The organism is Paenibacillus sp. CR_12 (assembly GCF_041953985.1).
In the GTDB taxonomy this organism is placed as follows: Bacteria; Bacillota; Bacilli; order Paenibacillales; family Paenibacillaceae; genus Paenibacillus_AQ; species Paenibacillus_AQ lautus_A.
Map to the genome: position 1 here is coordinate 167781 of NZ_JAVFHO010000010.1, position 26853 is coordinate 194633.

The following is a 26853-nucleotide window of genomic DNA, read 5'->3' on the forward strand; positions in this document are numbered from 1 at the left end:
AAATTTTATAATTAAAGCGTTTACAAAAGCTATGCCAGCGAGTCCAAATCTGGTTTGAATGGAGGAAATGAAATGACAAGGAAACAGGTGAGAGGGTCATTGCTTGCAATCATTCTTCTACTATCATCCATACTCCAAGCGTGTGGAGGCGGCGGAACATCAGAAGGCGGGGAGTCCGGAAGCGGCGAGAAGGTCAAGATCAAATGGGCGACCTGGGGAAATCCCGGCGAGCTTAGCCGCTTTCAGGAGCTGACGAAGGAATTTAATAAGAATCACTCGGACATTGAGGTCGAATTTATTCCGATTCCGGGCGAGTATGATCAGAAAATATTAACCCAATTAACAGGCGGGACGGCTCCGGATATCTTCTATGCAGGCGACGCCCTGGTCGTGAAACTGATCGAGAATCAGAGCATTGAGAATTTGACGACGTATATGGAAGCTCCGGAAAGCGTGATCAAGAAAGAGGATTATTTCGAAGGCTTGTGGGGCGCAGCCGTGCGGGATGACCAGATCTTCGGGGTACCGGTGGATTGTAACCCGATGGTGCTGTGGTACAACAAGAAGGTGCTGAAGGAAGCAGGGATAACCGAGATGCCGGCCGATCTTCAGGCGAACGGACAGTGGACCTGGGACAAATTTAAGGAGATGGCGGACAAGATCAGGGACAGCAAAAAGTACGGCTACGTGCTGGATAACTCCTGGAACAGCTACCACAGTTGGGTTACTTCCAACGGCGGCCGGGTGTACGACGACGAAGGGAATTTCGTAGCGGCTTCGGATCCGAAGGCGATGGAGGCTTTCCGCTTCCTGTACGACAACGTGAAATCCAAAAACATCACCTTCTCCGGCACGCTTCCGAAAGGGCAAGGCGGGGACGCCATGTTCATGTCCAACCAGGTCGGATTCGTTGCTGCAGGCCGCTGGTACCTGCCGCTGTTCAAGAAGAATCAAGGGCTAGAATATGACGTGGTCACATGGCCAACCAATACCGGCAATAAGATCGAGCCTGCCGGTATTCCGACCGCCTACATGGTGATGAACAAGGCATCGAAGAATAAGGAAGCGGCATACACCTTCTTCTCCGAGTACGTAAGCAAAGAGGGCCAACGCTTCCGCCTGCAGGGCGGCGGCAATGCCGTCCCGTCGGTACAGGGAACGGATGAGGTGGTGCTGGAAGGGAATCTGCCGGAGCACGCCCAGTTATTCCTGGACGCGCGCAAGATCGGGTATTCCCTGACTCCGTTCGAGGCGGGCATTCCCGGGCTAAGCCAGGATATAACGTCCAAGTTCGAGGCGCTGTGGCTGAAAGATCAGGAGCTTGAAAGCTCCTTGAAGGATATACAGGATATGGCCAACAAGAAAATTCAGGATTACAAGAGCGGCAATAATTGATCCAGCTCTGGGGAGGAACGGTGAGATGAAATGAACACGCAGCCTGCAGGAAGCTCCGGAGCCGCTCCTTCTCCGGAGCGGTTTCCGGAGAGGAGAACAACCTTAAAGAGCAAGACGTCCGACGGTTTGTGGGGGTACTTTTTTATCTTTCCCCAGATGATCGGTTTGATCGCTTTTTCATTGGTTCCGCTCATCTCGGCTTTTGTCATCAGCATGATGAACTGGGACGGCATGGGGGCGAAGAAGTTTATCGGACTCCAAAATTTCGTGTCCCAGCTTCAGGATGAGGAGTTCCACATCGCTTTGGTGAACACGGTGTATTACACGATTCTGTCGGTACCGACCGGCATCGTTCTCGCCATGCTGGTGGCGGTGGGCTTAAACCGGGTTCGCGGAAAGATTCTGTACCGGCTGATCTACTTCATGCCGAACATTACGATGTCCGTCGCCGTGGCCGTCGTGTTTATGTGGCTGTTCAACGCCGACTTCGGCCTCATTAACATGTACCTGCAGCAGTGGTTCGGGATAACGGGCCCCTCCTGGCTGACGGATTCCAGGTACGTGATGCCTTCGATTGCCCTGCTGAGCGTCTGGATGGGGCTGGGAGGCAACATGGTGCTGTTCCTGGCCGGACTTCAGGGCATATCGAGAAGCTATTACGAGGCGGCCGAGATTGACGGCGCCGGCAAATGGCAGCAGCTGATCCATATTACGATTCCGCTGCTGTCCCCGACGACCTTTTTCGTGACGATCATGTCCATCATCGGTTCCTTTCAGGTGTTCGACCAGTCGTTTGTCATGACCTCCGGCGGACCGGCGAAGGCCAGTTATACGCTTGTCTATCACATCTACGAGACGGCCTTTGCGGACTTTACCTTTGGCAAGAGCACGGCGTCGGCGGTCATCCTGTTCGTGATGATCCTGTCGCTCACCTTGTTCCAGATGAAGATGTCCAAGCGGTGGGTGCATTACGAAGACTGACGATTCGAACCTAGGAAGGAGGAAAACGAATGATACATCGGGGATTGAGGATGTCCACCGTGGTGCTGCATATCGTGCTGATTTTAGGCGCCTGCCTGATGGCCCTGCCGTTTGTGTGGATGGTGCTCAGCTCGCTCAAGGATTTGTCGCAAGTATTCGTCGTGCCGCCCAAATGGATTCCGGATCCGTTCATCTGGTCCAATTATAAGGATTCGCTGACGGCCCTGCCGTTCGGGCGCGCGTATTTCAACAGCTTCTACATCAATATCATCGTGGTGGTTTCACAGCTGGTTACCTGCTCCATGGCGGCTTATGCTTTTGCCAAAATCACGTTCCCGTTCCGGGAGCCGCTATTCGTCCTGTTTCTGGCAACGATGATGGTTCCTGGACAAGTGACCATTATTCCGCTCTATCTGATCATGAAAAATATCGGGTGGCTGGATACGCATCTGGCGATTATCGTCCCTTCTGCGCTGCTGAACGCCTTCGGGGTATTTTTGCTCCGGCAATTCTTCAGGGGCATTCCGAAGGAAATGGAAGAGGCGGCCATCGTGGACGGCGCGAATCGCTGGACGATCTACGCCCGGATCATGATTCCTCTTATCAAGCCGGCTTTATCGGCACTCGGGATATTTACCTTCCTCGGGATGTGGAACAACTTCTTTAACCCGCTGATTTTTCTCAGCAGCACGGATAAGTTTACCGTGCCGATGATGCTGAATTTGTACCGGGGCATGTATGCAACGGATTGGACGCTGATGATGGCGGGGGCTTCCATTGCGCTCGTCCCGGTGCTCATCGTGTATATCATCGGGCAGAAATATATTATTGAAGGCGTTACGTTATCCGGGATTAAGGGATAAGCCAGCTTGAGCAGACCGTAAGCGGGGTTCCTTTGTACAAAGGAACCCCGCTTACGGTTATTTGTGTTTGTGTTCCTGTAGTATATTCTCATAGATATACTAGTATGGTAGTATAAGTAAAAATGAGTGCGCTTACATTATTCGCTTGGTAAAGGAGGACGAGGGTATTGTTCAATGTACTTCTGGTGGACGATGAACCATGGGTTCTGGAAGGACTTCGAACCATGATCGATTGGAACCGGTTTGGATTTCAAATATGCGGAGAAGCCCTGAGCGCTCCGGAAGCGCTAAAGTTAATGGAACAGTTGAAGCCCGAGCTGGTGATGACGGATATCCATATGCCAGTCCTGAACGGCCTGGAATTGATTGAGCACAGCAAACGGATACTGCCTCTTCCTCCGAAATTCGTTATTTTGAGCGGATATGATGATTTTGGATACGCGCATCAAGCCATGCGCCAACGGGTTGCCGAGTATTTGCTGAAACCGATTGATGACGAGGAGATCGAGGCAGTGCTTGCCAAGCTCAGCCATGAGATCCAGGACGAACGAGACGCTGAACGCAGCAACCGGAAGAAAGCCGGCCTTGCCGTCCATTATTTGTTGAACCGGCTCATTCGGGAAGAGTTGAGTCCTGATTTGGCCGAGCAAGCCAGCAATGCGATGCAAATCCAGGGCGAGCCGCTGCTGCAGTGCCTATTGATTGAAACAGGGATTACTGAAACGGGAGTGGATTGGATCGAATGGATGACCGATTACGGGCCCCCGAGCTTACTGGGATGCTTCCAGGACAATAGCGGGAGCATCGGAGTGGTGCTGCATGTCGAGCATTCGACTCCGGATGAGGTCATGGAGACTGCGCTGCTGTTGCAGTCTGCTCTGGCCCGGGAGCTTGAAGGGCCGGTTATCGTGGCGTTAAGCGGCACAGGGGAGGGAATCCAGGCGATCGGAAAGCTTTACAGGCAAAGCGCGGAGGTGCGCGACGATAAGCGAAGCCAAGGCCGAAGCGGCGTGTTTTGTTGCCAAGAACCGAGAGGAGCCGAGCGGCTCCGGGGACTTCCCTTCGGATGGATGGACGACTTGCTTTCCATGATTATGGCGGGGGAGCATGCGTCCATCGAGTCATGCTTGGCGCGAATTTTTACGGCCATGCCCGATCATCTCCTCCACCTGAGGGCTTTTCAAGCCGATGTGGCCGATCTGGAATTGAAGCTGTGTCGAAGAATCGCGGAAATGAATGGAGATCCGGATCTATTCATGAACCGGCTGCAAAGGAAGCTTGGTCATCTGAGTGATGCTTGCCATAAAGCGCCGTTGAAGAATTATATGCGGTTGCTCGCGTTTGAGGCCGCTTCGCAGCTGGAAGAGTTAAGCAAGCTTAACGAGCATAACACCATTTATCAAGTGATTCAGTATGTCGACCGGGAGTACCGGAGCAGGCTTCAGCTTCAGGATTTGGCACGGCATTTCCATATGAACGCCACCTATTTGGGCCAGCTGTTCAAGAAGCATGCTGGCAAGCCGTTCAAGGAATACCTGAATGACAAGCGGATCGAGGAGGCCAAGCTGCTGCTGAAACGGAGCGGAATGAAGGTTTCCGAGATTGCGCTCCATGTCGGGTTCCCGAACGCGGACTATTTTATCCATAAGTTTAAGTTGACAACCGGGATTCTGCCCTCGAATTACAAGAATCATGTTGAAAGCAAGCAGCGCTAAACCGGGAGGGTGCCTTCATGAAGAGAATGTCCAGGCTGGGGAATTTCGTGAACGATATTCCGTTGAAAACTAAATTTTTTCTTATTTTTGTCATTGGTGTACTGCTGCCTATTCTGGTGGTCAACCTCATCTTTATGGATCGGATGTCGGAGCTGATCCGGGAGAGAGAGGAGCAGAACCTCGATATCTCGATGGAGCGGGCTAGGAAGGATATTCATAATTTCATCGACGGCGGGGTGGCTGTAAGTCATGCGCTGAGTACGGATAAGACCCTTTACGAAATGCTCGATCGCGAGTATGAGTCCCAGCTGGACTTCTACGAAACCTTTGATGAGCAGCTCCGGAATCGGGTAACGAGCTACATACCGGTTAACAACCAGATTCAGCGGATTAGCATCTTCACCGAAAATTCCACCATTGTGTCCGGCGGCAATTATCATGTGATCAACGATAATGTGCTCGAGAGCGACTGGTATGCATTATGGAGCAGCTCGGCCCATCCGGTGCTGGTGGCGGCGTACAGGGCGGCAGAAGCGAACAACTCGGCATCGACGGTTCCGTACTTAAGCGTGATTGAGAAGATGGATTACTACGATACCTATGACACCTATGAGAAGCTGCTTCGAATCGATATCGATCTAAGCAAGATTTATGACGTCATTGTACGGGAACGCGATTATCTGGATATGTATTTGGTGAACGAGAACAATGAGATTATTATGTCGGCCAGCAGCGGTTATGAAAGAGGGAAGTACAGCGCATATTCGAAGCTTGACCTGGAGCAATACGACGAAGAGGATCGGCATGTGTTCTCGATCGGAACGGCCAGGTACGTGAAGGGGTGGAAGCTGATCGGCATCAACCGGGGGAGCCGGATTACGAGCGCCATGCTGGATATGCAGCTGTTTACCGTTGTATTGGCAGCGGTTGTTACGCTGGTTGCGGCGGTCTTTATTACGGTCATGCTGAGATCCTACAATTACCGGGTGAAGCGTTTGGCGCGTCATATGCAGAAGGTGAGCAACGAGAAATTCGACTTGATTGAACTGGACGAAGGCCGGGACGAAATCGGCGGACTCATCCGGAATTTCAATCAGATGACAGCGAAGATGAACTCCCTGATCAACAATGTGTACAAGCTGGAGATTCAGAAGAAAAGCCTGGAGATGGAGCGGGTTCGGGCTGAATTGAACTTTTTGCAGAGCCAGATGAATCCCCATTTCCTGTTCAATACCCTGAATGCGATATTGGTGGTCTGCACGAAGAATCGATACACGGATGTGACGGATATTATCAAAAGCTTGTCCAAGCTGCTTCGCAGACTCCTGAGCTGGAGAGAGGATTTGGTCTCCGTGGAGGAGGAAATCAGATTTATCGAAATGTATCTCAAAATCGAAAAATTCCGCTTTCGGGATAAATTCGAATATCAATTCAACATCGATATGGAAGCGCTTCATTATAAAATTCCGAAAATGAGCATTCAGCCGCTCGTTGAGAATGCATGCAAATATGGCTTGCAGGCGATGGATGGAGCGGGTCTGGTGACCATAAGCGCTTCGGTTGCCCGTGATTATCTTCGCATCGTCATTACGGATAGCGGTAAGGGCATTGAGCAAAGCAAGCTACGGGACATTATTCTCTCGGTTCGCAACGAGCAGTTCTCGGGCAACAGCTTCGGCATTCGAAACGTATATCGGCGGCTGGAGCTGTACTACGACGATCATGTCATTTTCAACATTGCCAGCACCCCGAATCAAGGGACAACCGTTTCATTCGAGATTCCGATCCGGCTGTTGGAGTCTCGGGAGCATGAAGGCGGAGAGGGGGAGAACCATGCCTTTCAAAGTGCTGTTGATCGATGACGAACCGGGTGCGCTGGAAGGGCTGGCGCTGTGGATCGATTGGGAACGCTTGGGGTTTAGCGTCTGCGGAACCGCGGGCAACGGAGTGGAAGGCTTGAAGATGATTCATGGGCTTGCGCCGGATTTGGTCATTACCGATGTAAACATGCCGCTAATGGACGGGCTTCATATGATTGAAACCTGGCAGCAGCATCACCGGGATAGCAGTGTGAAATTTGCCATCATGAGCGGCTACAGTGAATTTGAATATGCAAGGAAGGCATTGCGGCACGGTATCCATCACTACATGCTGAAGCCTATTATTGCAGAGGAAGCCGAGGAGGAGCTCGGCAAGATTCATGCTGAGCTGATGCAGGAGCATCGCAGATTAAGCCTGAGTGCGATTGCTAAGAGGGAAGAGGATGTTTCGCTGATCATGCAAACGCTCTTGGAGATGCCGCTTAGGGCTAGCAGCCTGTCGAGGCTTCAGGTTTTATCCTCCGCCCATCAAGAGTGGAACGTATGTCTGATCCAAGCAGAGTCTGCCTTGTTTCCTGACGTCAAGGAAACCGTCGCCCGCTTGTCAGCCCACGCGAATTCGGAGTATGTCATCGATCTGGAATCGAACCGGCTTGGTTTGGTGAACGGTTATTCCCCTGACAACGGGAGCGTACCCTCAGGCACGATCCGCGAGCTGGTCCGCCATTATGCAGGACAGCGGCTGTTTATGGCTGTAGGAGAAGGCCAGCAGTCTCTGGTGCATATCCGTCGCTGCTACGAAACCGCCAAGGAAGCCATCGAGCATCAATTTTACGATCCGGCGTACGGAGGGATGATTTCATATGAAGAGGTACGGGATCGGCCGTTTCATTATCGTTACCCCACGAACCTGATGGATGATGTCATCAGGTCCGTGGAACTCCTCGACAAGAAGGGATACCGCGAGGCTGCCGGATTGGCTGCGTCCAGGTTTGCGGAGCAGCGTATCGCGCCGGGGATCGTGAAGAAAATGGTGATCCATGTTTTGTATAAAATCATGGATTTGGTGAGGGAGGCGGAAGGCGCGGAAGCTCGAATCCTGGCAGCCAAATCCAATGCAGCTGGATTAACGGACGGAACCTTCCATTTGAACGATTTGATGGGAGAGCTGCTGCGCTTCGGGGAAGAGTGCATCGAGCTTCTTCTCAAGGAGCAGGCCCGGCATTCGCAAGGCATAATCCAGGAGATTAACGATTATATTCGGCAGCACTACCGGGAGAATCTGACCATTAAGCGATTGGCAGAGCTTTTTTATCTGCATCCCGTCTATCTCGGCCAGCTGCTGATGCGTAAGAATGGGATTGGCTTCAACGAACACATACATAATTTGCGGATTGAGGAAGCGGCCGCGCTGTTGAAGCAGAACAAGCTGAAGAACAGCGAAATCGCCGAAAGGGTCGGCTACACCCACTACAACCAATTCCTTAAGCATTTCGAAAAAAGATGGGGCATGGCACCGAATGAGTTCAAGAAGAGGATGTTCTAAAGTTTTTAAGGTTAATGCTTTAATTATAGTATAGTCCGCCTTTGAAAGCGCTTTTAAAATAAAGGAAGGTTACATGAAGAGGCGTATCGACCAACGATGTAACCACATTATGACGGAGGTGCTTTTATGGGGGGTAAGACAAAATCATGGCTTCGGCTCAGCACGGTGTTGCTGTTGTCGCTTTGCATCGGCCTTACGGGCTGCGGGGGCGGAAACGGGAATAGCGGGGCCCAGCCGGAAGCAAAGGACTCCGCAGAACAAACAACACCCGGGACGGACGGGGATAAGATCGAACCATTTGAGGTGAGTGTTTTTATCGGTCAGCCCGACCAGCAACCAACACCTGACAACAAGATTTATAAATTAATCAGGGAAAAGACAGGAGCATCCTTCAAATTCGAGTTCCTGGCAGGCGATATTGACCAGAAGCTCGGCGTTATGATTGCAGGCGGCGATTATCCGGACATGATGACAGCGAATCAAAAGCTGACAGCTGCCGGTGCCTTTATCCCGCTCGAGGATTTGATTGAAGAACATGCGCCAAACTTGAAGAAGCATTATGAGAAGTACTGGAACATGATGAAAGACCCGAATGACGGTCATATTTACAATCTTCCAAACTACGGTGTAACGAATGCTGATGTTACCTCGTCTTATTATTCGGGCCCAGCCTTCTGGATTCAGAAGGACGTATTGGCAGAGGCAGGATATCCAGAGGTTAAAACCTTGGATCAATATTTTGACATCATTAAACAATACAAGGAAAAGCATCCGACCATCGACGGTACCCCGACGATCGGCTTTGAAATTCTGAACTATGACTGGAAAAACTGGGGCCTGTTCAATGCTCCTCAGCATTTGATCGGTCATCCGAATGACGGCGGTGTAGTTGTTAAAGACGGCAAGGCGGAAATTTTTGCCGATAAGGACTATGCCAAACGTTATTATAAAAAGCTGAACGAAATGAATGCCCTGGGTATCATCGATAAGGAAACGTTCACCCAGAACTTTGACCAGTATATGGCGAAAATCTCCAGCGGTGCAGTTCTTGGCATGTTTGACCAGCACTGGAACTTCCAAAGCGCAGAGGACGCGCTGATTACTCAGAAGAAAGATGAAAGAACGTATGTCGGTCTTCCGCTTGTATTTGATGAAAGTATCAAGGATCATTACAAAGATCGTCCGGCTCTGAACCTCAACAACGGTTTCGGGATCACGGTCAACGCATCCGAAGAGCAGGCAATCAGAATTATCAAATTGTTGGATACGCTGATTCAAGAAGATTGGCAAAAAATCTTGTCCTGGGGGATCGAAGGGGAAGATTACATTGTCAAGGACGGCCGCTTCATGAAAACGCAAGAGCAGCGCGATCTGTTTACCGATGCAACCTGGAAGCTCGCGAATAAAGCCGATTCTTTCCACGGTCAAGCACCAAAAATGGAAGGTTTATTCTCGGACGGCAACGCTACGGACGGCGCTGCACAGCCTGAAGAAATGGTAGCCGCTTTGAGAGAGTATGACAAGAACTTCCTTGCCCAATACGGTTTCAACAGCTATGTTGACTTCTTCAGTCCAGCTCCTGAGAACGAGATTGCTTACCCGGCATGGTCTGTCGACCTGGTAGACGGATCTGAAGCGAAAATCGTGAATACGAAGCAAAATGAGTTGTCCACGAAGTACTTACCAAAAGCCATTCTTGCTAAACCGGAAGAATTCGACAGCGTCTGGGATGAGTACGTCACTGATATCCGCAAGCTCAACATCAAGGCTTATGAGGATCGGATTAATGAAGTGCTGCAATGGAGAAGAGACACTTGGTCTGTTAAGTAAAGCAGCGGAAGGTACATGAATCGGAAACGGGAAGGCTTCTTGCCTTCCTTGTTTACGAAATATGGGGTTTTGGGGAGAACAAACATATGGAAGAGACCGTAGTCAAAGACTCTGCCGTCCGCAAGCCTAAGACAAACAAGAAATTCACCTGGGCCGTACTCAAAGAACAGAGACAGTTGATCTATATGTCGGTGCCTCTGATGGCATACATCATCTTGTTTGCCTACGTTCCTATTTGGGGATGGACCATGGCTTTCCAGGACTACAAGCCGGCTAGAGACTTTAGTGAACAGAAGTGGGTAGGCTTTAAACATTTTGAATTTCTTTTTAAGGACGATAGTTTCCTGCAAGTGCTTCGCAATACGCTCGCAATGAGTGTTATCAATATGATTCTCGGCTTTACGACTGCAATTATCCTTGCATTGTTACTGAATGAAATCCGGAAAGTATTTTGGAAAAGAACCGTACAGACGATCTCCTATCTTCCGCACTTTCTATCCTGGATCATCGTAACCGGGATTGTGGCGACGAGCTTGGCTTCGGATGGAATCATCAATGATGTCCTTATGAAGCTGCATCTCATCAAGGAGCCGATCCAATGGCTCAGTGAAGGCAAATACTTCTGGGGAATCGTCGGAGCGTCGCATGTTTGGAAAGAAGTCGGCTGGAATACGATTATATATTTGGCTGCGATGGCATCCATCGACCCGGCGCTTTATGAGGCTGCCGATATGGACGGGGCAAGCCGCTATCGGAAAATGTTCCATGTCACTTTGCCGGGCATTAAGCCAACGATCATTATTCTGTTGATCATGCAGGTCGGTCACATTCTGGAAGCAGGCTTCGAGGTTCAATACTTGCTGGGCAACGGTCTTGTTGTCGACTGGTCGCAAACGATTGACATTTTCGTGCTGAAGTACGGGCTTGCCCAAGGCAATTACTCATTAGCAACGGCTGCCGGTATATTTAAAACGGTCGTTAGTGTGACGCTGTTATTGATTGCAAACGGAGTCGCGAAACGGCTAGGGGAAGAGAGGCTGCTATAATGGCAAATCAAACAATCAGCCCTGGGCCAGCAACTGCTGCCGCAGCGACTAAACCTGTCAGAAAAAAAAGCGTAGAGCCGATCCTTTTTAATACGTTCAATACCTTGTTTATGATTGGTCTTGTCGTTGTCACATTATATCCGTTTCTGAACACGATCGTCGTTTCCCTGAATGCGGGGAATGATACGATCCGGGGCGGAATCTATCTCTGGCCGAGGGAATTTACCTGGCAGAACTACAAGGCGGTATTCGCTTCGGGAACGATATATGACGCGTTCTGGATTTCCGTGGCAAGAACAGTGCTTTCAACGCTGCTGAATCTGGTCTTGACCACGATGCTGGCGTATACGCTGAGCCGTCGGGAATATGTATTCCGCAAGCCGATTACATTGATCTTTATTCTGACGATGTACTTTAACGCAGGCTTGATTCCTGGATATTTCTTGATGAAGGACTTGCACCTGCTGAATTCGTTCTGGGTATATGTGATCCCGTCGATGATCAGCGCATTCAATATGATCGTTATCCGGACGTATATCGGAACGATTCCGGAAAGCTTGGTCGAATCGGCAAGAATCGACGGAGCCGGAGATTTCAAAATCTTCATCCGGATCATCTTCCCGCTGTGTAAGCCGGTGCTGGCAACCATTGCGCTGTTCGTGGCCGTGGGGGCTTGGAACTCCTGGTTCGATGCATTCATCTATACCTCCTCCCGCCAAGAGCTGAGCACTTTGCAGTATGAGCTGATGAAGCTGCTGTCATCCAGTATGAACGCGAACAGCAACCCGGCAGTAGCTGCCGGCGCAGGGATGACGAAGGACTCTGCGGTGAACATGGTAACGCCGATTTCGATTCGCGCTGCCGTAACTGTCGTGGCATCGGTTCCGATTCTGCTGGTTTATCCGTTCATGCAGAAATATTTTGTCGTTGGGTTGAACGTAGGCAGCGTCAAAGAATGACCAGGATTTTGCTAGTGGACAGATCATACATGCAACCGATGAGGAGGCAAGCATTCCGTGTCTAAGAGAACGATCTTTAGAAAGATCAGCCTGATGCTGATCGGGTTCATGCTGCTCATTCCGCCCAGCTGGAGTGCGGCGGCACATACGCCCGCCGATCAGGATCTTGTGATTCACCATCATTTCGATGGCGGGACGGAGGGGTGGTTCAAACGGGGGACGGAGACGGTGACTTCCGCTACCTATGCTTATGAAGGAACAGGAAGCTTGCTGACGGAGGGAAGGACGGCGACCTGGAACGGACCGGGGTTTAATCTATCCGCCACGAATCGGCTGGACAAGGGAGCGACATATGAAATTTCCGCTTATGTCCATCTGAAGGAGGGCACCCAAGGGTCTCAGAAGCTTCAGCTTGCCATGCAGCAAACCGGGGCCGAGCCCGAATACGTGAACTTCAGCAGCCCGGTCGATGTAACCGCCGACGGGTGGGTGGAGGTAAAAGGCCGTTACAAATACGATTCCAATGCATCAGCCCTGCAGGTGTATCTGCAGAGTCCGAGCAGTCCGGACGCCGCTTATTATATGGACGACTTCAAAGTCCGGCTGATTGAGCCGGCACCGGACCCGGGCAATGGGATGCCGGGGGGAGAGAATACGATCGTATGGGATTTTGAAGACGGAACGACGATGGATTGGGGACCTCGCGATTCGGAGACCGTAGAAGCTGTGCCAGAAGCAGCCCATAGCGGCGGCTACGGTTTAAAGGTCCATGATCGGACGAACAACTGGAACGGGCCCAGCCAGGACGTCAAAGACATCATGATGAGCCAAAAAACGTATACGATCTCAGCCTATGCCAGGCTTGAGCAGGCTCCTGCCGCTGCGGTCAAACTATCGCTTTCGATGGAGAATAAAGCGGCGGGCGCAGCAGAGACGTCCTATACGACCATCGCCTCAGCCTCCGCGAGCGGCACGGAGTGGGTGGAACTGAAAGGAACCTTCGGCTTCAGCTCGGATATGGAAACATTGAAGCTGTACGTGGAAACCTCGGATCTTTCCAATTTCTATGTCGATGACATTAAGCTCGCTCTGCCGGGCTCCATTCAGACGGATATACCCGCACTGAAGGATGTGTATCGAGAGTATTTCGAGATCGGGGCAGCCGTGGAGCCCAAGCATCTGTCCGGCGTGCACAAGGAGCTTCTGGATTACCATTACAACTCGCTTGTTGCCGAGAACGTGATGAAACCGGAATCTCTCAATCCGAGAGAGGGAATCTATAACTTTACTAACGCGGATCTGATCAGGGATTATGCCAGGGATCATGATATGAACCTCCGGTTCCATACGCTGCTGTGGCATCAGCAGGGCGCCGAATGGATGCTGAAGGATGATCAGGGCCAATATCTTGAAGCCACGCCGGAGAACAAAGCGCTCGTCCTTCAGAGGCTGGAAGCTTATATCCATGAGGTGGCCGGCCGTTACAAGGGAGATGTCCGCGATTGGGACGTCGTGAATGAGGTCATTGACGAAGGGCGTCCGGACGGCATGCGGGATAGCCAGTGGTACCGGATAACGGGTCTCGACTATATCCGGACCGCTTTTCATGCGGCGCGAGACGCAGCCGGACCCGAGGCCAAGCTGTACATCAACGATTACAGCACGCACAACCCGAAGAAACGCGATTATTTGCTGAATCTCGTAGAACAGCTGAAGGCGGAAGGCGTTCCGATCGATGGCGTGGGCCATCAAACGCATATCAATATCAGCGGGCCCTCCATCCAGCAAATCTCGGATTCCATCCGGATGTTTGGCGAGGCGGGATTTGATAATCAGCTTACCGAGCTGGACGTTTCGGTGTACACGAACAATACCGACGCCTTCCAGACCGTTCCTCAGGAATTGCTCGACAAGCAAGGCTATCGGTACAAAGAGCTGTTTGAAGAATTGAAGCGGCTGGACCAAATGGGCGTTGATGCAGGCGTGGAGGGTGGCTGGATCAGCAATGTCACCCTGTGGGGGATTGCAGACGACCATACCTGGCTGCATGACCGTCCCGCCGGGACGGGCCGCCAGGATGCCCCGTTTCCTTTTGACAAGCAATATCAGGCCAAGCCAGCTTATTGGGGAATGGTCGATCCCTCCAGACTAACGATTGTGAGAAAAACCGGAACGGCTGTGGAGGGTAAGGCCGTCATCGACGGACAACCGGATGCTGCCTGGAATCTGGTTCCGGCACTTAAGACGGAGAAGCTGGGATCGTTGTCTGCCGAATTTAAGACGCTATGGGACCAGGACCATATCTATGTCAGGGTTGACGTGAAAGACGGATCGATATCCCCGGGGGATCAGGTTGATATCTTCGCAGTGGTGAACGGCACCCTGCAAGAAGCCCGGATTCAGCGCGGAGCCGCCAACACGGCAGAGACCGCGGGAGGTTACGCGGGGGAGGCTCTTCTCCAGCTACGCGGAACAGGGGCATTGGGCAGCGACATTTATTTCGATGTCAGGGTAACGGATTCCGGTTCGGATGACGGTTCCGAGCATGGCAAGAACGGAGCGGTGGTGTCCTGGAGCGATCCAAGGCATGCCCAGGAGAGCGATCAAGACGGACTCGGCATACTTACACTCGCTGCTGCGCCGAAATCGGCCCAGGCCCGCTACGGCACCCCGAAGGTGGACGGCGAGCTGGACGGCGTCTGGAAGGACGCCGCGGAACTGGCAACCGACGTGTGGGTCGAGGGTAACAGCGGCGCAACCGCAACATTCCGGACGCTATGGGATGAGAATTACCTGTATGTTTACGCCATGGTTAGCGACAGCTTGTTGTCGGATGCGAGTCCCAACGTATGGGAGCAGGATTCGGTAGAGATTTTTGTGGATCAGAATAATGGAAAGACGGATGCTTACCAAGAAGATGATGGACAGTACCGGACGAACTTCAACAATCTGCGTTCCTTTGGCGGTTATGCGGGCGAGGATAACTTCACTTCGGCAGCGAAGGTGACCGATGGGGGATATGTCGTTGAAGCAGCGATCCGCCTGGATAAGATCAAGCCTGAGAAAGGGACGGTCATCGGATTCGATTTGCAGGTGAACAACGATGAAGACGGCCAGGGCACAAGAGACAGCGTGGCCATCTGGTCGGATCCGACGGGCCAGTCCTATCAGAACACGTCCGGGTTCGGCGTGCTGGAATTCACGAAGAGCTCCGCTCCTGGCGGAGGGGACGGAAACGGCGGAGAACATAACGGCGGCGGTGACGGAGGAAGCGGTGCAAACGCGGGCGGTGGCGGAAGTAGTACAAGTCCAGCTCCGAACACGCCTTCACTCGAAATCCGGAACAATGACGGGCGGATTCTCGCTGTAGTCTCGAGCCAAGTCCTTCAGCAGGCATTGGACAGGGCGGCAGCCGGCGTGGAAGGACCGAAGCGAGCAATCGTGGCTATCCCGGCTCAAACAGAGGCCCAGTCCTACGAAATTCGATTGCCGGGCAAGTGGCTGCTGGGGAACTCGGAGGTTGTGTTGATCCTCCAAACGGAGTTCGGCGCACTGGAACTGCCAAACGCATGGGTTCGGGGAGCCGGAGTAAAGGATACGGAAACCGTCACGCTGCGTCTGGCGAAAGCTTCGGGCAGCAATCTGGCTGCAGCCCTTCGCGAGGAGATCGATGATCGTCCGGTGTTCCGGGTAGAGGCTCTTGCCGGCGACCGGGCCCTGTCGTGGAAATCGGGCAAAGCTCGCCTGATCTGGTCGGTGCCTTACACACCAACCAAGGAAGAGCTGGCACAACCGGACCATATCTTTGTCAGGGAGATCGATGCCAACGGGCAAGGCGGGCCTCTTCCTAACAGCCGTTATGATGCGAAACAGGGGATCGTTCGCGCAGCGCTGCCGCATGGCGGCACGTTTGCAGTCGCTTCCGCATTCAAGACGTTTCATGACCTGAAGTATGTGCCGTGGGCGATCGATGCGATCGAAACGATGGCATCCCGCGGATTTTTCCAAGGGGTAAGCGAAACGATGTTCGATCCGCAGAACGAAATCACCCGGGCCGAATTCCTTGTTATGCTCGTACGCGTGCTGGAACTGGAAGGCTCGGGCGAAGGCCGGGCAGCATTCGGAGATGTTACGTCATCGGCCTATTATTACAAACACGTGCAAATCGCCTTAGAGCTTGGGCTCGTTCAAGGCGTCGGCGGAAATCGTTTCTCGCCGGACACGCCGATGACACGCCAGGACATGATGCTGATCACGCAGCGTGCCCTGGAGGCGGCAGGCAGGAAGCTGGAGGGCGAAGGGGCGCTGGATGCTTTTGCCGATGGGGATGAGGTTGCCGAATATGCCAAATCGAGTGCAGCTCTGCTTGCAGGGTCGGGCATCGTGAACGGCATGAACGGCAAAATCGCGCCGAAGGCTTACTTTACGCGTGCCCAGGCAGCCGTGATTCTGGACCGGATTTGGATTGGGAACTGATTAAGGCCGTGAATCGTTAATGCGATGATCGGACGTGAACGATGAAAAGCAGCATGTACGTATGAATGAGATGGAGGCCACCCGTTGCAACGGGCTGGCCTTTTTCGTGCAGATCCTCCAGGCCAGGCGGGCGGCGAGCTATGAATCATGCGGGACAAGCGAATCCTTTTCTAGCAAAAGACGTCTATCTTCGAGCTTTCTTGGAAAACCTATTCATAGATTCAAGATTCTAAGCTAGCGCTATTAAATAATCTATGAATATAGGTTGGAGGTTGATGTACTTGTATCGTTCATCCGTTCATGCTGAAGAAGCCGATCATCCGGAGTGGGCGCCAGATCTTCTGGGGAGGGTTACCAAACGGATCGGCAGCGTTATCGTCGGACATGAGGAGCAAATTTCGTTAACGATGATTGCCTTGCTGGCCGGGGGCCATGTGCTGCTGGAGGACGTGCCGGGAGTCGGGAAGACCATGCTGGTGAAGTCGGTGGCTGCGTTAATCGGCTGCGATTTCAGCCGCATTCAGTTCACTTATGACCTGATGCCAGGGGACATTACGGGCGCATCGGTCTATTATCCGCACACGGGAGAATTTGTATTTAGGCCCGGACCGGTGATGTCCAATATCGTGTTGGCCGATGAGATTAACCGGGCATCGCCGCGGGCGCAATCCGCGCTGCTGGAGGCGATGGAAGAGGGGCGCGTCACCGTGGACGGTCATACGTATCCGCTGCCTGCCCCGTTCTTCCTGCTGGCAACGCAAAATCCGTACGAATATGAAGGCACAAGCCGCCTGCCGGAGGCGCAGCTGGATCGATTTTTGATGAGATTATCGCTGGGCTATCCCAACATGGAAGGCGAATTGGAGCTGCTGGAGCGGGGAATGGGCAGTTCCAGACTGGAGGATCTGAAGCCGATCATGATGGGCTCCGAGCTCATCCGGATGCAGCAGAGCGTGTCCCGCGTCTTCGTGGATGACACCATCAAACGCTACATGGTCAGTGTGGCCGATGCTTCCCGCAGGCAGCAGGGCGTATCCCTGGGCATCAGTCCGAGAGGGACATTAGCTTGGCTCCGTGCTTCGCAGGCAGCAGCATTTTTGACAGGACGAATGTATGTCATCCCGGATGACTGCCTGCGCGTTGCCGTACCGGTGCTGACCCACCGGATTCACCTCGGTCATGATGCACGCGCAGCCGGTGTGACTCCTTATGAAATGGTAGAATCCATCCTTACGAGGTTTGATCTGCCGCGCCAGCGCAGCCGGAAGGGAAGCACCTCATGAGACGGCGTCTGCTGGAATGGTTGAGAGGCATAGCCATCTGGTCGGTGTCTTTGGGGCTCTCTCTTTGGTTAGGCGGGGAATCGCTGCGGCTTGTTTGGTGGGCATCCACGATTCTATTGCTTGGAGGGGCTATGACGAGCTTGCTCGGTCCGACCCGAATCACCATCTCGCACACAAGCTCCCCTTTGTGCATACAGGCTGGAGACTCCGTCCAGATGACGGTTCATGTTGCCTATCGTTGCATTCTTCCCCTGCCATGGCTTATCATCACCGACCGCATCGGCAGCAGGACATATCGCAAACTGCTGTTCCCGGGCATGCGGCGACGACTTGAGTATACCTACCGACTGAACCAGGTTCCCCGCGGAGTCTGGTCTTCGATCTATAGCGAGATGGAATGGGGCGATCTGTTCGGCTGGTTCAGGACAAACCGAAGTCTGCTCAGCGATTCGGGCGGCCTGATCGTGCTGCCAAAGCCCGCGGAGTGGCCTGTGGCCCAGATGCCCATGCATGGAAGCGATATGGATACGGAAGATGAACGCGTACGCTTCAACGTTTGGAATGTAATGAGAGGATCGGGCGTGCGCGATTATGTTCCAGGGGATCCCATGAATCGGATTCATTGGAAGAATTCCGCGAAGCTTGGCCGCTTGCAATCTTTTATGCCTCATGAGGGCTTTGGAGCAAGGCAGGGCGTTGTGCTGGATACATCGCTCCAAGGGTATGAGGGTCATGAAGCCCGGAAACCGCAGGAAGTATTTGAAGAAGCGGTATCGGCTGCAGCGGGTATGGTATCCCGGCTTATACGCTATAGAATCCCCTATCAATTATGCATGGATGGGACGGATTTAGAGGGTTCATCGATTGAACGCAAAGGCGGGTCCAAGGGGCAGCCGGATTCGTTGGTGCCTCTGGCCTCTGTTCAGCTAACCGGGAATGATCCGATGCGGAACCGAAGATTCCAGCAATCCTTCAATCCCTCGCAAAAGAATACGGATTGGGCTATCATCACCGGGTACTTCCATCAGGGTACCGCTGTCACCGGCATAAGTCTCCTGAATGCAGGCTGCAGAAAGGTGACCATTTATTGCATTCAAAGCGTAAGCCGGTTGAAATTGGCTGAAAGCACAGCGGCGGCCCCATCGGAGAATCAGGCGCATCCGCCGTGGGCGCACGAATTTTTCGGCAAAGGCGGGAAGCTGGTGTATGTACATGAAAAACCAGCAGTAGAGGCAGAGCACCCTATCAAGATCGGAGGTGCCGTCCATGACAGGACCGGACAGCTCGCCCGTTAGGGCTGGCGGCAATCGGGAAACCGGGTCATTCGGATCACGGAGTGTGCCTTCGGTATTCGTTTCCAGATTGTCGCACGGAACGCTGCTTCATCGCATATTAATTATGCTGCCGGTGACGGGACTTCTGTCAGAGTGGCTCTTGCCCCTTCGGAATGCGGGTGAAACAGGCGGCCGGTTTGTGCTGGAAACCTTATTCCTATGGGCTTTGTTTCTGCTGCTTCAAGGGTTGTTTACATGGCGAGGCTGGGTGTGGCTGCCGCTGAATGCCGGGCTGGTGGTCTGGCTTTGTTCCCGGTTGTTTGAATATAGCGATCCGCTCGCATGGCTGTCCGATTACGCTTCGCTGATACTTCCAGGCGACGCTTCGGCTTTCAGAAATGCGTGGGAGTTTACGATCTTAAGCCAGGAAACGAGGACGATCATCCTGCTTGTCGGCTGGGGCATCATGGTATCCGCAGTGCATATGCTGGCTCTGTATCGCCGGACCGTTTGGCTGTTTGGCGGTTCGACGCTGGTTTATTTGGCGGTGCTGGAGTCTGCCATGGAAGAAAGCGTCTATGGGGATATGCTGCGCGCGGTGCTGTACATGTTGCTGGCCCAGGGCATGATGCTGATCCTTAAGCTGAAGCAGGAAACCGTGGAGGGAACCTCTTCGGAAATGGTCCTCCCCGAACCAATGCGAACCGGCCGCTTGTCCGGGCTGCCAGTGCTGCGCTGGAGCCTGTTTGTGCTGCTGGCCTCCGTTCTGATCGCGGGGATTACCCGAGTAGGAGGGGGCTTGGGCGAGCCTTCGCCAGGCATGGGATTGAGTGTGGCGGAAATGGCGGAACGACTGGCGGGATGGGGGGATCGGCTCCGCGGAAATACGGAACCGTCGATTCCTGCCTCCCAGGTTGCGGGATATGCTTCCCAAGGAGAAGATTTGGGAGGCCCTCTGACGCTCAGCGATGCATTGTATTTTACGGCGCAATCGCCTGTACCGACGTATTGGCGCGGAGACACGTATAATCGATATGACGGCCGGAAATGGGATGCAGATCCTTCCATACGCAAGCCAGTCAAGCAATTGGAGGACCTGAGCGGTTTCCTGCCGTATTGGGAGCGTCCTTCTGGAGAGACGATCGTGCAGTCGCTGACTTTTGTACGGGAGACCCCCGTCCCATCTTTGCTGTCGGGAGGTATTATTACCCGCGTGAAGGAGATGCATTCTTCCAAAGAGCGAGGTGCGCCAAGGTTGGCCGTCGACAGGCTGTCCGAAACGATTTCCTTGCAAGGCGAGAGGACGGTGTCCGGTTATACCGTGGAGACTTTATACGCGCAGCCGGAGGAGCAAGCGCTCCGCAGTGCGAACGGGGACGATCCCGAATATATGGAAGAAATGTATCTGGAGCTTCCCGAGGAGCTGCCCTCCAGGGTGAAGGATTTAGCGCGGAAGATTACATCGGACGCTGCGGGCAGGTATGAAACGGCGCAAGCTATCGAATCCTATTTGGAGCAGAACTATACGTATACGCTGCAAACCTCCGTGCCACCGAAGGGCCGGGATTTTACGGATCATTTTTTGTTCGATGCGAAGGAAGGGTACTGCGTTCATTTTGCTACGGCGATGACCGTCTTACTCCGATCCGAGGGCATCCCCGCACGCTATGTGACGGGATTCGCGCCTGGCGATCGGGTGGCAGGCACGATGGATCGTTACGAGGTCGCCCAAAAGAATGCGCATGCGTGGGTGGAAGTGTTTTTCCCGGGACAGGGGTGGGTCCTGTTTGATCCGACTCCGGGCTTTGGGGTCGAGGGGAGGTCCTTGCCTCCGGCTGCCGGCGATTCCGGCTCCGCCGGAATGATGTCATGGCATACCTTGTGGAGTACCATGATCTACGCTGCCGTAAAAGTGCTCCTTGTGATATCCGCCATCGGTCCCGTGATGTTTGGGGTCGCGCTTTTGTTGATCCTCCCTCTTATTGTGGCCGTCATTTGCCGAATTCCGGCCGTACGCCAAAGTTGGGCCTTCATGAGGATGGCCCGGACGATAGCGGTCAGCGGGCGGGAGGGACTCGTATCGGCGGCGGTATGGGTCTGGGACAAGCTGCAGCGCAGGTATGGGGATCTGGAAAGAGGGCAGACCATGCGTCAATACGTCAGCGCCCTGTCGATTGCCGATGCCGAATTCAGGGCGGAGCTGGAGGCATTCGCGTCGCGCTGGGAGCGGGCGGCGTACCAGGATGAACCGTGGTCCCGTACGGAAAAAGTACTCTTTTTGCGCCAATGCATTCGAATTGTCAAAAAACTGGCATGAAAACAAAGGGCCCTCTTTCTTGACGGTATGAATTGGGGTTGCGTATAATTAATTTCATTAATCAAGGGAGGCCCGGTAATGAATAAGCCTAATGAAATCATCGTCGTTTTGGACTTCGGTGGACAGTACAACCAACTTATAGCACGACGCATTCGCGATCTTGGCGTTTATAGTGAGCTTCTGCCATACAATACGCCCGTCGAGAAGATTAAAGATCTCTCCCCGCGCGGCATTGTTTTCTCAGGAGGTCCTTCCAGCGTGTATTCCGAGAATGCACCGCATGTGGATCCTGCCATTTACGATCTGGGACTGCCTATCTTCGGCATTTGCTACGGCATGCAGCTGATGGCTCAGCAGCTGGACGGAAAAGTAGAGCGTGCTTCGAAGCGCGAATACGGTAAAGCCGAATTGGAGTTCGCTCCGAACTCGACGCTTGTCAAAGGGATTGAGCAAAAACAAACCGTATGGATGAGTCATGGCGATCACGTGGTATCGCTGCCTTCCGGCTTCAAGCTGGATGCAGGAACGGAGTCCGCTCCGATCGCCGCGATGAGTAACGAAGACAAGAAGCTGTACGCCGTGCAATTCCATCCGGAGGTTCGCCACTCCGTCCATGGTAACGAAATGATTAAGAATTTCCTGTACGAAGTGTGCGGCTGCGAAGGCAACTGGAGCATGGAGACTTTCATCGAGGATCAGGTTCGCGAAATCCGTGAAGTGGTCGGCGAGCAAAAAGTGCTATGCGCGCTGAGCGGCGGCGTTGATTCCTCCGTTGTGGCCATGCTGATTCACAGAGCCATCGGCGATCAGCTGACATGCATGTTCATCGATCATGGACTGCTGCGCAAGGGCGAGGCCGAGAGCGTAATGGAGACCTTTGTCGGCAAGTTCGACATGAAGGTTGTCAAGATTGACGCTCAGGAGCGTTTCATGTCCAAGCTGAAGGGCGTGGACGATCCGGAGAAAAAACGTAAAATCATCGGCAACGAGTTCATCTACGTATTCGATGAGGAATCCAGCAAGTTCGATGATTTCGCATTCCTGGCTCAAGGCACGCTGTATACCGACATCGTGGAGAGCGGAACGGACACGGCACATACGATCAAGTCCCACCACAATGTCGGCGGGCTGCCTGAAGACATGAAATTCGAGCTCATCGAGCCGCTCAAAGCCCTCTTTAAGGACGAAGTTCGCAAAGTCGGCGAAGAGCTTGGCTTGCCGGACGAGATCGTTCATCGTCAGCCTTTCCCTGGCCCGGGTCTTGCGATTCGCGTACTGGGCGAAGTAACGGAGGACAAGCTGCAAATCGTCCGCGACTCCGACTACATCCTGCGCGAGGAAATCGCAAAGGCTGGTCTGGATCGCGAAATCTGGCAGTATTTCACGGCGCTTCCGAACATGAAGAGCGTCGGCGTTATGGGTGATGCACGCACGTATTCCTACACCGTAGGCATCCGCGCCGTAACCTCCATCGACGGCATGACAGCGGACTGGGCGCGCATCCCATGGGATGTGCTGGAGAAAATCTCCGTCCGCATCGTGAACGAAGTCGAGAACGTCAACCGCATCGTGTACGATGTGACTTCCAAGCCGCCAGCAACGATCGAGTGGGAGTAATTTTTATACTGCTGCACTAAACATAAAAACCTTCAAATCCACATCCGTGGGATTGAAGGTTTTTTTGTGTTGGTCAACGAGCTTTCCTCTTTAAACAATGGATTGAGGCCCTGGTTTATTGCATGCATCTTTTGTCCAATAAGATAAATAATACGTTAAGGTGCAATGGGTGAGCGAGCTTTAGGGAAGTCGAACCAAGACCGAACCTGTGAGGAGGAAAAGAATGAAAGCTATCGTCATTGACCGTTATGGTGGCAAGGAAGAGCTTCAGGAAAGAGAAGTACCTACTCCTGCACCGCAAGCGCATCAGGTCTTAGTCAAAGTGGCCGCCACCTCGATCAATCCAATTGACTGGAAGCTTCGAGAAGGCTATTTAAAACAAATGGTGGATTGGGAGTTTCCCATTATTTTAGGATGGGATGTTGCCGGGACCATTTCGGAAATCGGGAGCGAGGTAACGGATTGGAAAGTGGGGGACGAAGTGTTTGCCCGCCCGGAAACGACCCGTTTTGGCACATATGCCGAATTTACTTTGGTGGATGACCACCTGTTGGCACGCAAGCCTGCTGCTATCTCATGGGAGGAAGCGGCATCCGTTCCGCTCGCGGGACTCACTGCTTGGCAGGCGCTGTTTACACATGGTGAACTGACCAAAGGAGAGAAGGTATTGATTCATGCAGGCGCTGGCGGCGTCGGCATGTTCGCTATCCAGTTTGCCAAACAAGCGGGTGCTTACGTCATAACGACCGCCAGCGAACGCAATCATGAACTGTTGGCCTCACTCGGTGCTGATCGGATGATCGATTATCGGACGACCCGATTTGAAGATGAATTATCGGATGTGGACGTTGTGTTCGATACGATGGGCGGTGACGTGCAGAAGAACAGCTTTAAAGTACTGAAACAGCATACCGGGCGAATCATATCGATTGTCAGCGATTTTGATGAAGAACTGGTAAGAAAATACGACGTGACCGCCAAAAATATATGGCTGGATCCCAATGGCCAGCAGCTTCAGGAAATAGCCGATATGTTAGAGCAAAAAAAGGTAAGAGCCGTCGTGGGAGCTACGTTTCCTTTTTCGCGAAAAGGGCTCTACGATGCCCACGCATTAAGTGAGACCCACCATGCTGTCGGTAAAATAGCCATAAGTTTCTCCTAAGGAGATAGACGATCCGATTTCATCCTGCCTGTCCGGTTTCGACCCGCGTCTGCCACCATCGGATGTAAAACACCTCACCGGGCGGATTTCGATGATCATGTGCGCATCTTCCCAGGTTTTTGGGTTGTTTCTAGTCGTATGTAGGTCAGTTGTCCTAGAGCGGAAAGCTTTTGGAAAGGTAATTCCCGAACGTTTCTTTAAATTGACAAGTTTAATATTCGTTTTTGTTGTTGACAAGGTTGGGCTTCTCGTCCTAGAATATGTGTAGAAACCGACACGACAACTACAAATAACGAGCTTTTTCGTATAATCCCGGGAATGGGCCCGGGAGTCTCTACAGGTCACCGTAATGATCTCGCTACGAAAAGAAGAGCGGCAATATAATGATGCGGACTCGTCCAGCATTCGAGATCGGCCTGCAAGCAGGAGCAACAACGCTCCAATGCAGCAGACCGGTTATTCGATAAGGATGCTGCCCGGCAGCATGCGAAAGATTGTTTTGCGGCTCTTTTTTCAAGCGACGGCCCTAGGGATCTATCCTTAGGGTTTATTTGTATGTTGCCGGTCATTAATTTAAGGGGGATATCTCTACAATGGAGCGTTTCTTTAAACTAAAGGAACACGGAACGAATGTAAGAACCGAGATTATCGCAGGCTTGACGACCTTTATGACCATGGCTTACATCCTGCTGGTCAACAATCTGTTCCTGGGTCCTGACGGCGCGGGCATTCCACAGGAAGGCGTATTCTTCGCTACCGCTGTTGGTGCCGGTCTCGTGACAATGGCCATGGGCTTTTTCGTTAACATTCCGGTTGCGCTGGCACCAGGCATGGGTTTGAATGCGTATTTCATGACAGTTGTATTAAGCTCGAACGGTGCGATTACTTGGCAGGCGGCGCTCGGTGCCGTATTCATCTCCGGTATCGTCTTCATCATTCTTACGGTAACCAAAGTCCGCCAAATGCTGTTGACGGCGGTTCCGAACAACTTGAAGATCGCCATTACCGTTGGTATCGGATTGTTCATCACGATCGTTGGCCTGAAGCTGGGCAATATCGTTACGGCTTCCATCAACCCGGGAACGGATATCTCTCATCCGGTACCAGGCGGTGCCTTCAATCTTGGTCTTGGAAATTTCGTTGAAAACAAGGATACGCTGCTTGCGATCATCGGGCTGTTCCTGATTGCCATCCTGATGGTCCTGAAGCTGAAAGGCGCACTGCTTATCGGTATCGTGCTGACGACGCTGATCGGTATTCCGATGGGCGTTACCGATCTGTCGGGTCTGAGCACCGCGAGCTGGATTCCTTCGTTCGATAATCTGGCTGTCGGTCAGATGGACTTGAAGGGTGCGCTCGGGATTGGTCTTATCGAAGTTATTTTCATCTTCACATTCGTCGAGCTGTTCGATACGTTCGGAACGCTGGTTGGTACGGCCGGTCGTGCCGGACTTCTGAAGAACAAAGAAGAAGGCGAGAAAAAGCTCGGCAAAGCGATGCTCGTGGATGCGGGCGGCGTAAGCGCAGGCGCATTCCTCGGAACTAGTACGATCACGGCCTTCGTAGAAAGTACTTCCGGTGTTGCTGAAGGCGGACGTACAGGCTTGACTGCGGTTACCACAGGAGTACTCTTCATTCTGGCATTGTTCCTGGCTCCGATTGCACTGGTTGTTCCTTCGGCCGCTACGGCACCCGCACTTGTCATCGTCGGCGTCCTGATGATGAGCCAGGTACGCGATATCGAGTGGGACGATTTCATGCAAGCTTTCCCGGCATTCTTGACGATCATCCTGATGCCATTCACAGGCGGTATCGCGAACGGGATCTCCGCTGGTATCATTGCATATGTGATTCTTGCGGTATTCGGCAAATTGACTGGCCGCACGGATACCAAGGTGCATTGGCTGATGTGGATCTTGTTTGTGATCATCTTGATCCGATACGCGTTCCTCGGTGCAGAATAGTTAAATTCGAATCTAAATGATATACAAATAAAGCGAAAGCTCTGGGAGTCAGTCCCGAGCTTTCGCTTTTTTCTTAGGGCCGCAACAGCGGTTGAGTGACAAACGATTCGGTAGTCTTATAGAATCTGTTGAACTAAGTAAGTATTTTATATATAAGAAGAAATAGGATTAACCGCAGGTTTTGCTGCGGAATAAACCTTTGAAGCAATGCTTTCTTTAATAACCTCTAAGCACCGGCTGGTATTGGAATGTGAGAGGTACGCGGCGAGATCATCAGACCGTAATACGAAATGATGACTTCTCGCCATGCCATAAGTGCCTTTAATTATGAAACCTTACGTTTAATATATAAGGGGCTCAGTAAACACAGGTTATACTAAACTGCATTATAGTAGAATTCTCTATGAATAATTTTTCAAAAAACACTTGCGTTCCGAATCGACGCATGGTATATTATATTTCCGGCCAAGAAATACGGCCTGGAACAAATGCTTGGATCAACAAGCTAAAATGAATTTGAAAAATAAATTCAAAAAAAGCTTGCAATGATCGAGCGGATGTGATAAGATATAAGAGTTGCTAAAGAGATAAACTGTTGGTGACAA

Annotated in this window: 16 protein-coding genes and 1 riboswitch; all 16 genes read left to right on the forward strand. The window is 52.4% G+C overall.

Features of this window, described 5'->3' with window-relative positions:
- Window positions 1-72 precede the first annotated feature (72 nt).
- Window positions 73-1395 carry an ABC transporter substrate-binding protein gene (locus RB297_RS27490; protein ID WP_375121889.1) on the forward strand — a complete coding sequence of 441 codons (1323 nt, stop codon included), beginning with the start codon at window positions 73-75 and terminating at the stop codon, window positions 1393-1395.
- 30 nt (window positions 1396-1425) lie between these two features.
- A complete protein-coding gene (locus RB297_RS27495) occupies window positions 1426-2376 on the forward strand; it encodes a carbohydrate ABC transporter permease (protein ID WP_036664374.1) in 951 nt (316 codons plus the stop codon).
- A 29-nt stretch (window positions 2377-2405) separates the two neighbouring features.
- Window positions 2406-3239, forward strand: coding sequence for a carbohydrate ABC transporter permease (locus RB297_RS27500; RefSeq protein ID WP_012819052.1), 834 nt, complete (start codon window positions 2406-2408; stop codon window positions 3237-3239).
- A gap of 167 nt (window positions 3240-3406) precedes the next feature.
- On the forward strand, window positions 3407-4954 hold the full coding sequence (locus RB297_RS27505) for a helix-turn-helix domain-containing protein (RefSeq protein ID WP_375121890.1): 1548 nt from the start codon (window positions 3407-3409) through the stop codon (window positions 4952-4954).
- 17 nt (window positions 4955-4971) lie between these two features.
- Window positions 4972-6816 (forward strand): sensor histidine kinase, encoded by a 1845-nt coding sequence (locus tag RB297_RS27510; protein ID WP_375121891.1) that lies wholly within the window; start codon window positions 4972-4974, stop codon window positions 6814-6816.
- Window positions 6788-8320 (forward strand): response regulator transcription factor, encoded by a 1533-nt coding sequence (locus RB297_RS27515; RefSeq protein WP_375121892.1) that lies wholly within the window; start codon window positions 6788-6790, stop codon window positions 8318-8320. Before RB297_RS27510 ends, RB297_RS27515 begins: the two co-directional genes overlap by 29 nt.
- 126 nt (window positions 8321-8446) lie before the next feature.
- Entirely contained in the window at window positions 8447-10150 is a 1704-nt protein-coding gene (locus tag RB297_RS27520) for an extracellular solute-binding protein (protein WP_192569717.1), read from the forward strand.
- Window positions 10151-10236: 86 nt separating this feature from the next.
- Window positions 10237-11196, forward strand: coding sequence for an ABC transporter permease (locus RB297_RS27525; protein WP_375121893.1), 960 nt, complete (start codon window positions 10237-10239; stop codon window positions 11194-11196).
- Window positions 11196-12155 carry a carbohydrate ABC transporter permease gene (locus tag RB297_RS27530; RefSeq protein ID WP_213580226.1) on the forward strand — a complete coding sequence of 320 codons (960 nt, stop codon included), beginning with the start codon at window positions 11196-11198 and terminating at the stop codon, window positions 12153-12155. Before RB297_RS27525 ends, RB297_RS27530 begins: the two co-directional genes overlap by 1 nt.
- Before the next feature lie 57 nt (window positions 12156-12212).
- The gene (locus RB297_RS27535) at window positions 12213-16631 is read left to right on the forward strand and encodes an endo-1,4-beta-xylanase (protein ID WP_375121894.1); all 4419 of its coding nucleotides are present in this window, start codon (window positions 12213-12215) and stop codon (window positions 16629-16631) included.
- Window positions 16632-16906: 275 nt separating this feature from the next.
- Window positions 16907-17914 (forward strand): AAA family ATPase, encoded by a 1008-nt coding sequence (locus RB297_RS27540; protein ID WP_096776982.1) that lies wholly within the window; start codon window positions 16907-16909, stop codon window positions 17912-17914.
- On the forward strand, window positions 17911-19209 hold the full coding sequence (locus RB297_RS27545; protein WP_375121895.1) for a DUF58 domain-containing protein: 1299 nt from the start codon (window positions 17911-17913) through the stop codon (window positions 19207-19209). Before RB297_RS27540 ends, RB297_RS27545 begins: the two co-directional genes overlap by 4 nt.
- The gene (locus RB297_RS27550; RefSeq protein WP_375121896.1) at window positions 19181-21505 is read left to right on the forward strand and encodes a transglutaminase-like domain-containing protein; all 2325 of its coding nucleotides are present in this window, start codon (window positions 19181-19183) and stop codon (window positions 21503-21505) included. Before RB297_RS27545 ends, RB297_RS27550 begins: the two co-directional genes overlap by 29 nt.
- Before the next feature lie 78 nt (window positions 21506-21583).
- On the forward strand, window positions 21584-23122 hold the full coding sequence (gene guaA / locus RB297_RS27555; protein WP_096776979.1) for a glutamine-hydrolyzing GMP synthase: 1539 nt from the start codon (window positions 21584-21586) through the stop codon (window positions 23120-23122).
- Between the two features lie 223 nt (window positions 23123-23345).
- Window positions 23346-24284 carry an NADP-dependent oxidoreductase gene (locus RB297_RS27560; protein ID WP_375121897.1) on the forward strand — a complete coding sequence of 313 codons (939 nt, stop codon included), beginning with the start codon at window positions 23346-23348 and terminating at the stop codon, window positions 24282-24284.
- Window positions 24285-24566: 282 nt separating this feature from the next.
- A riboswitch (purine riboswitch) is annotated at window positions 24567-24665 on the forward strand.
- Window positions 24666-24877: 212 nt separating this feature from the next.
- Window positions 24878-26248, forward strand: a complete 1371-nt coding sequence (locus tag RB297_RS27565) for an NCS2 family permease (protein WP_192569711.1) — start codon at window positions 24878-24880, stop codon at window positions 26246-26248.
- The last annotated feature ends 605 nt before the right edge of the window (window positions 26249-26853 follow it).

Excerpts from the sequence above, each read along its gene's own strand:
- RB297_RS27490 (WP_375121889.1), top strand. The coding sequence starts at position 73 with ATGACAAGGAAACAGGTGAGAGGGTCATTGCTTGCAATCATTCTTCTA.
- RB297_RS27495 (WP_036664374.1), top strand. The coding sequence starts at position 1,426 with ATGAACACGCAGCCTGCAGGAAGCTCCGGAGCCGCTCCTTCTCCGGAG.
- RB297_RS27500 (WP_012819052.1), top strand. The coding sequence starts at position 2,406 with ATGATACATCGGGGATTGAGGATGTCCACCGTGGTGCTGCATATCGTG.
- RB297_RS27510 (WP_375121891.1), top strand. The coding sequence starts at position 4,972 with ATGAAGAGAATGTCCAGGCTGGGGAATTTCGTGAACGATATTCCGTTG.
- RB297_RS27515 (WP_375121892.1), top strand. The coding sequence starts at position 6,788 with ATGCCTTTCAAAGTGCTGTTGATCGATGACGAACCGGGTGCGCTGGAA.
- RB297_RS27520 (WP_192569717.1), top strand. The coding sequence starts at position 8,447 with ATGGGGGGTAAGACAAAATCATGGCTTCGGCTCAGCACGGTGTTGCTG.
- RB297_RS27525 (WP_375121893.1), top strand. The coding sequence starts at position 10,237 with ATGGAAGAGACCGTAGTCAAAGACTCTGCCGTCCGCAAGCCTAAGACA.
- RB297_RS27530 (WP_213580226.1), top strand. The coding sequence starts at position 11,196 with ATGGCAAATCAAACAATCAGCCCTGGGCCAGCAACTGCTGCCGCAGCG.
- RB297_RS27540 (WP_096776982.1), top strand. The coding sequence starts at position 16,907 with ATGTACTTGTATCGTTCATCCGTTCATGCTGAAGAAGCCGATCATCCG.
- RB297_RS27545 (WP_375121895.1), top strand. The coding sequence starts at position 17,911 with ATGAGACGGCGTCTGCTGGAATGGTTGAGAGGCATAGCCATCTGGTCG.
- RB297_RS27550 (WP_375121896.1), top strand. The coding sequence starts at position 19,181 with ATGACAGGACCGGACAGCTCGCCCGTTAGGGCTGGCGGCAATCGGGAA.
- guaA (WP_096776979.1), top strand. The coding sequence starts at position 21,584 with ATGAATAAGCCTAATGAAATCATCGTCGTTTTGGACTTCGGTGGACAG.
- RB297_RS27560 (WP_375121897.1), top strand. The coding sequence starts at position 23,346 with ATGAAAGCTATCGTCATTGACCGTTATGGTGGCAAGGAAGAGCTTCAG.
- RB297_RS27565 (WP_192569711.1), top strand. The coding sequence starts at position 24,878 with ATGGAGCGTTTCTTTAAACTAAAGGAACACGGAACGAATGTAAGAACC.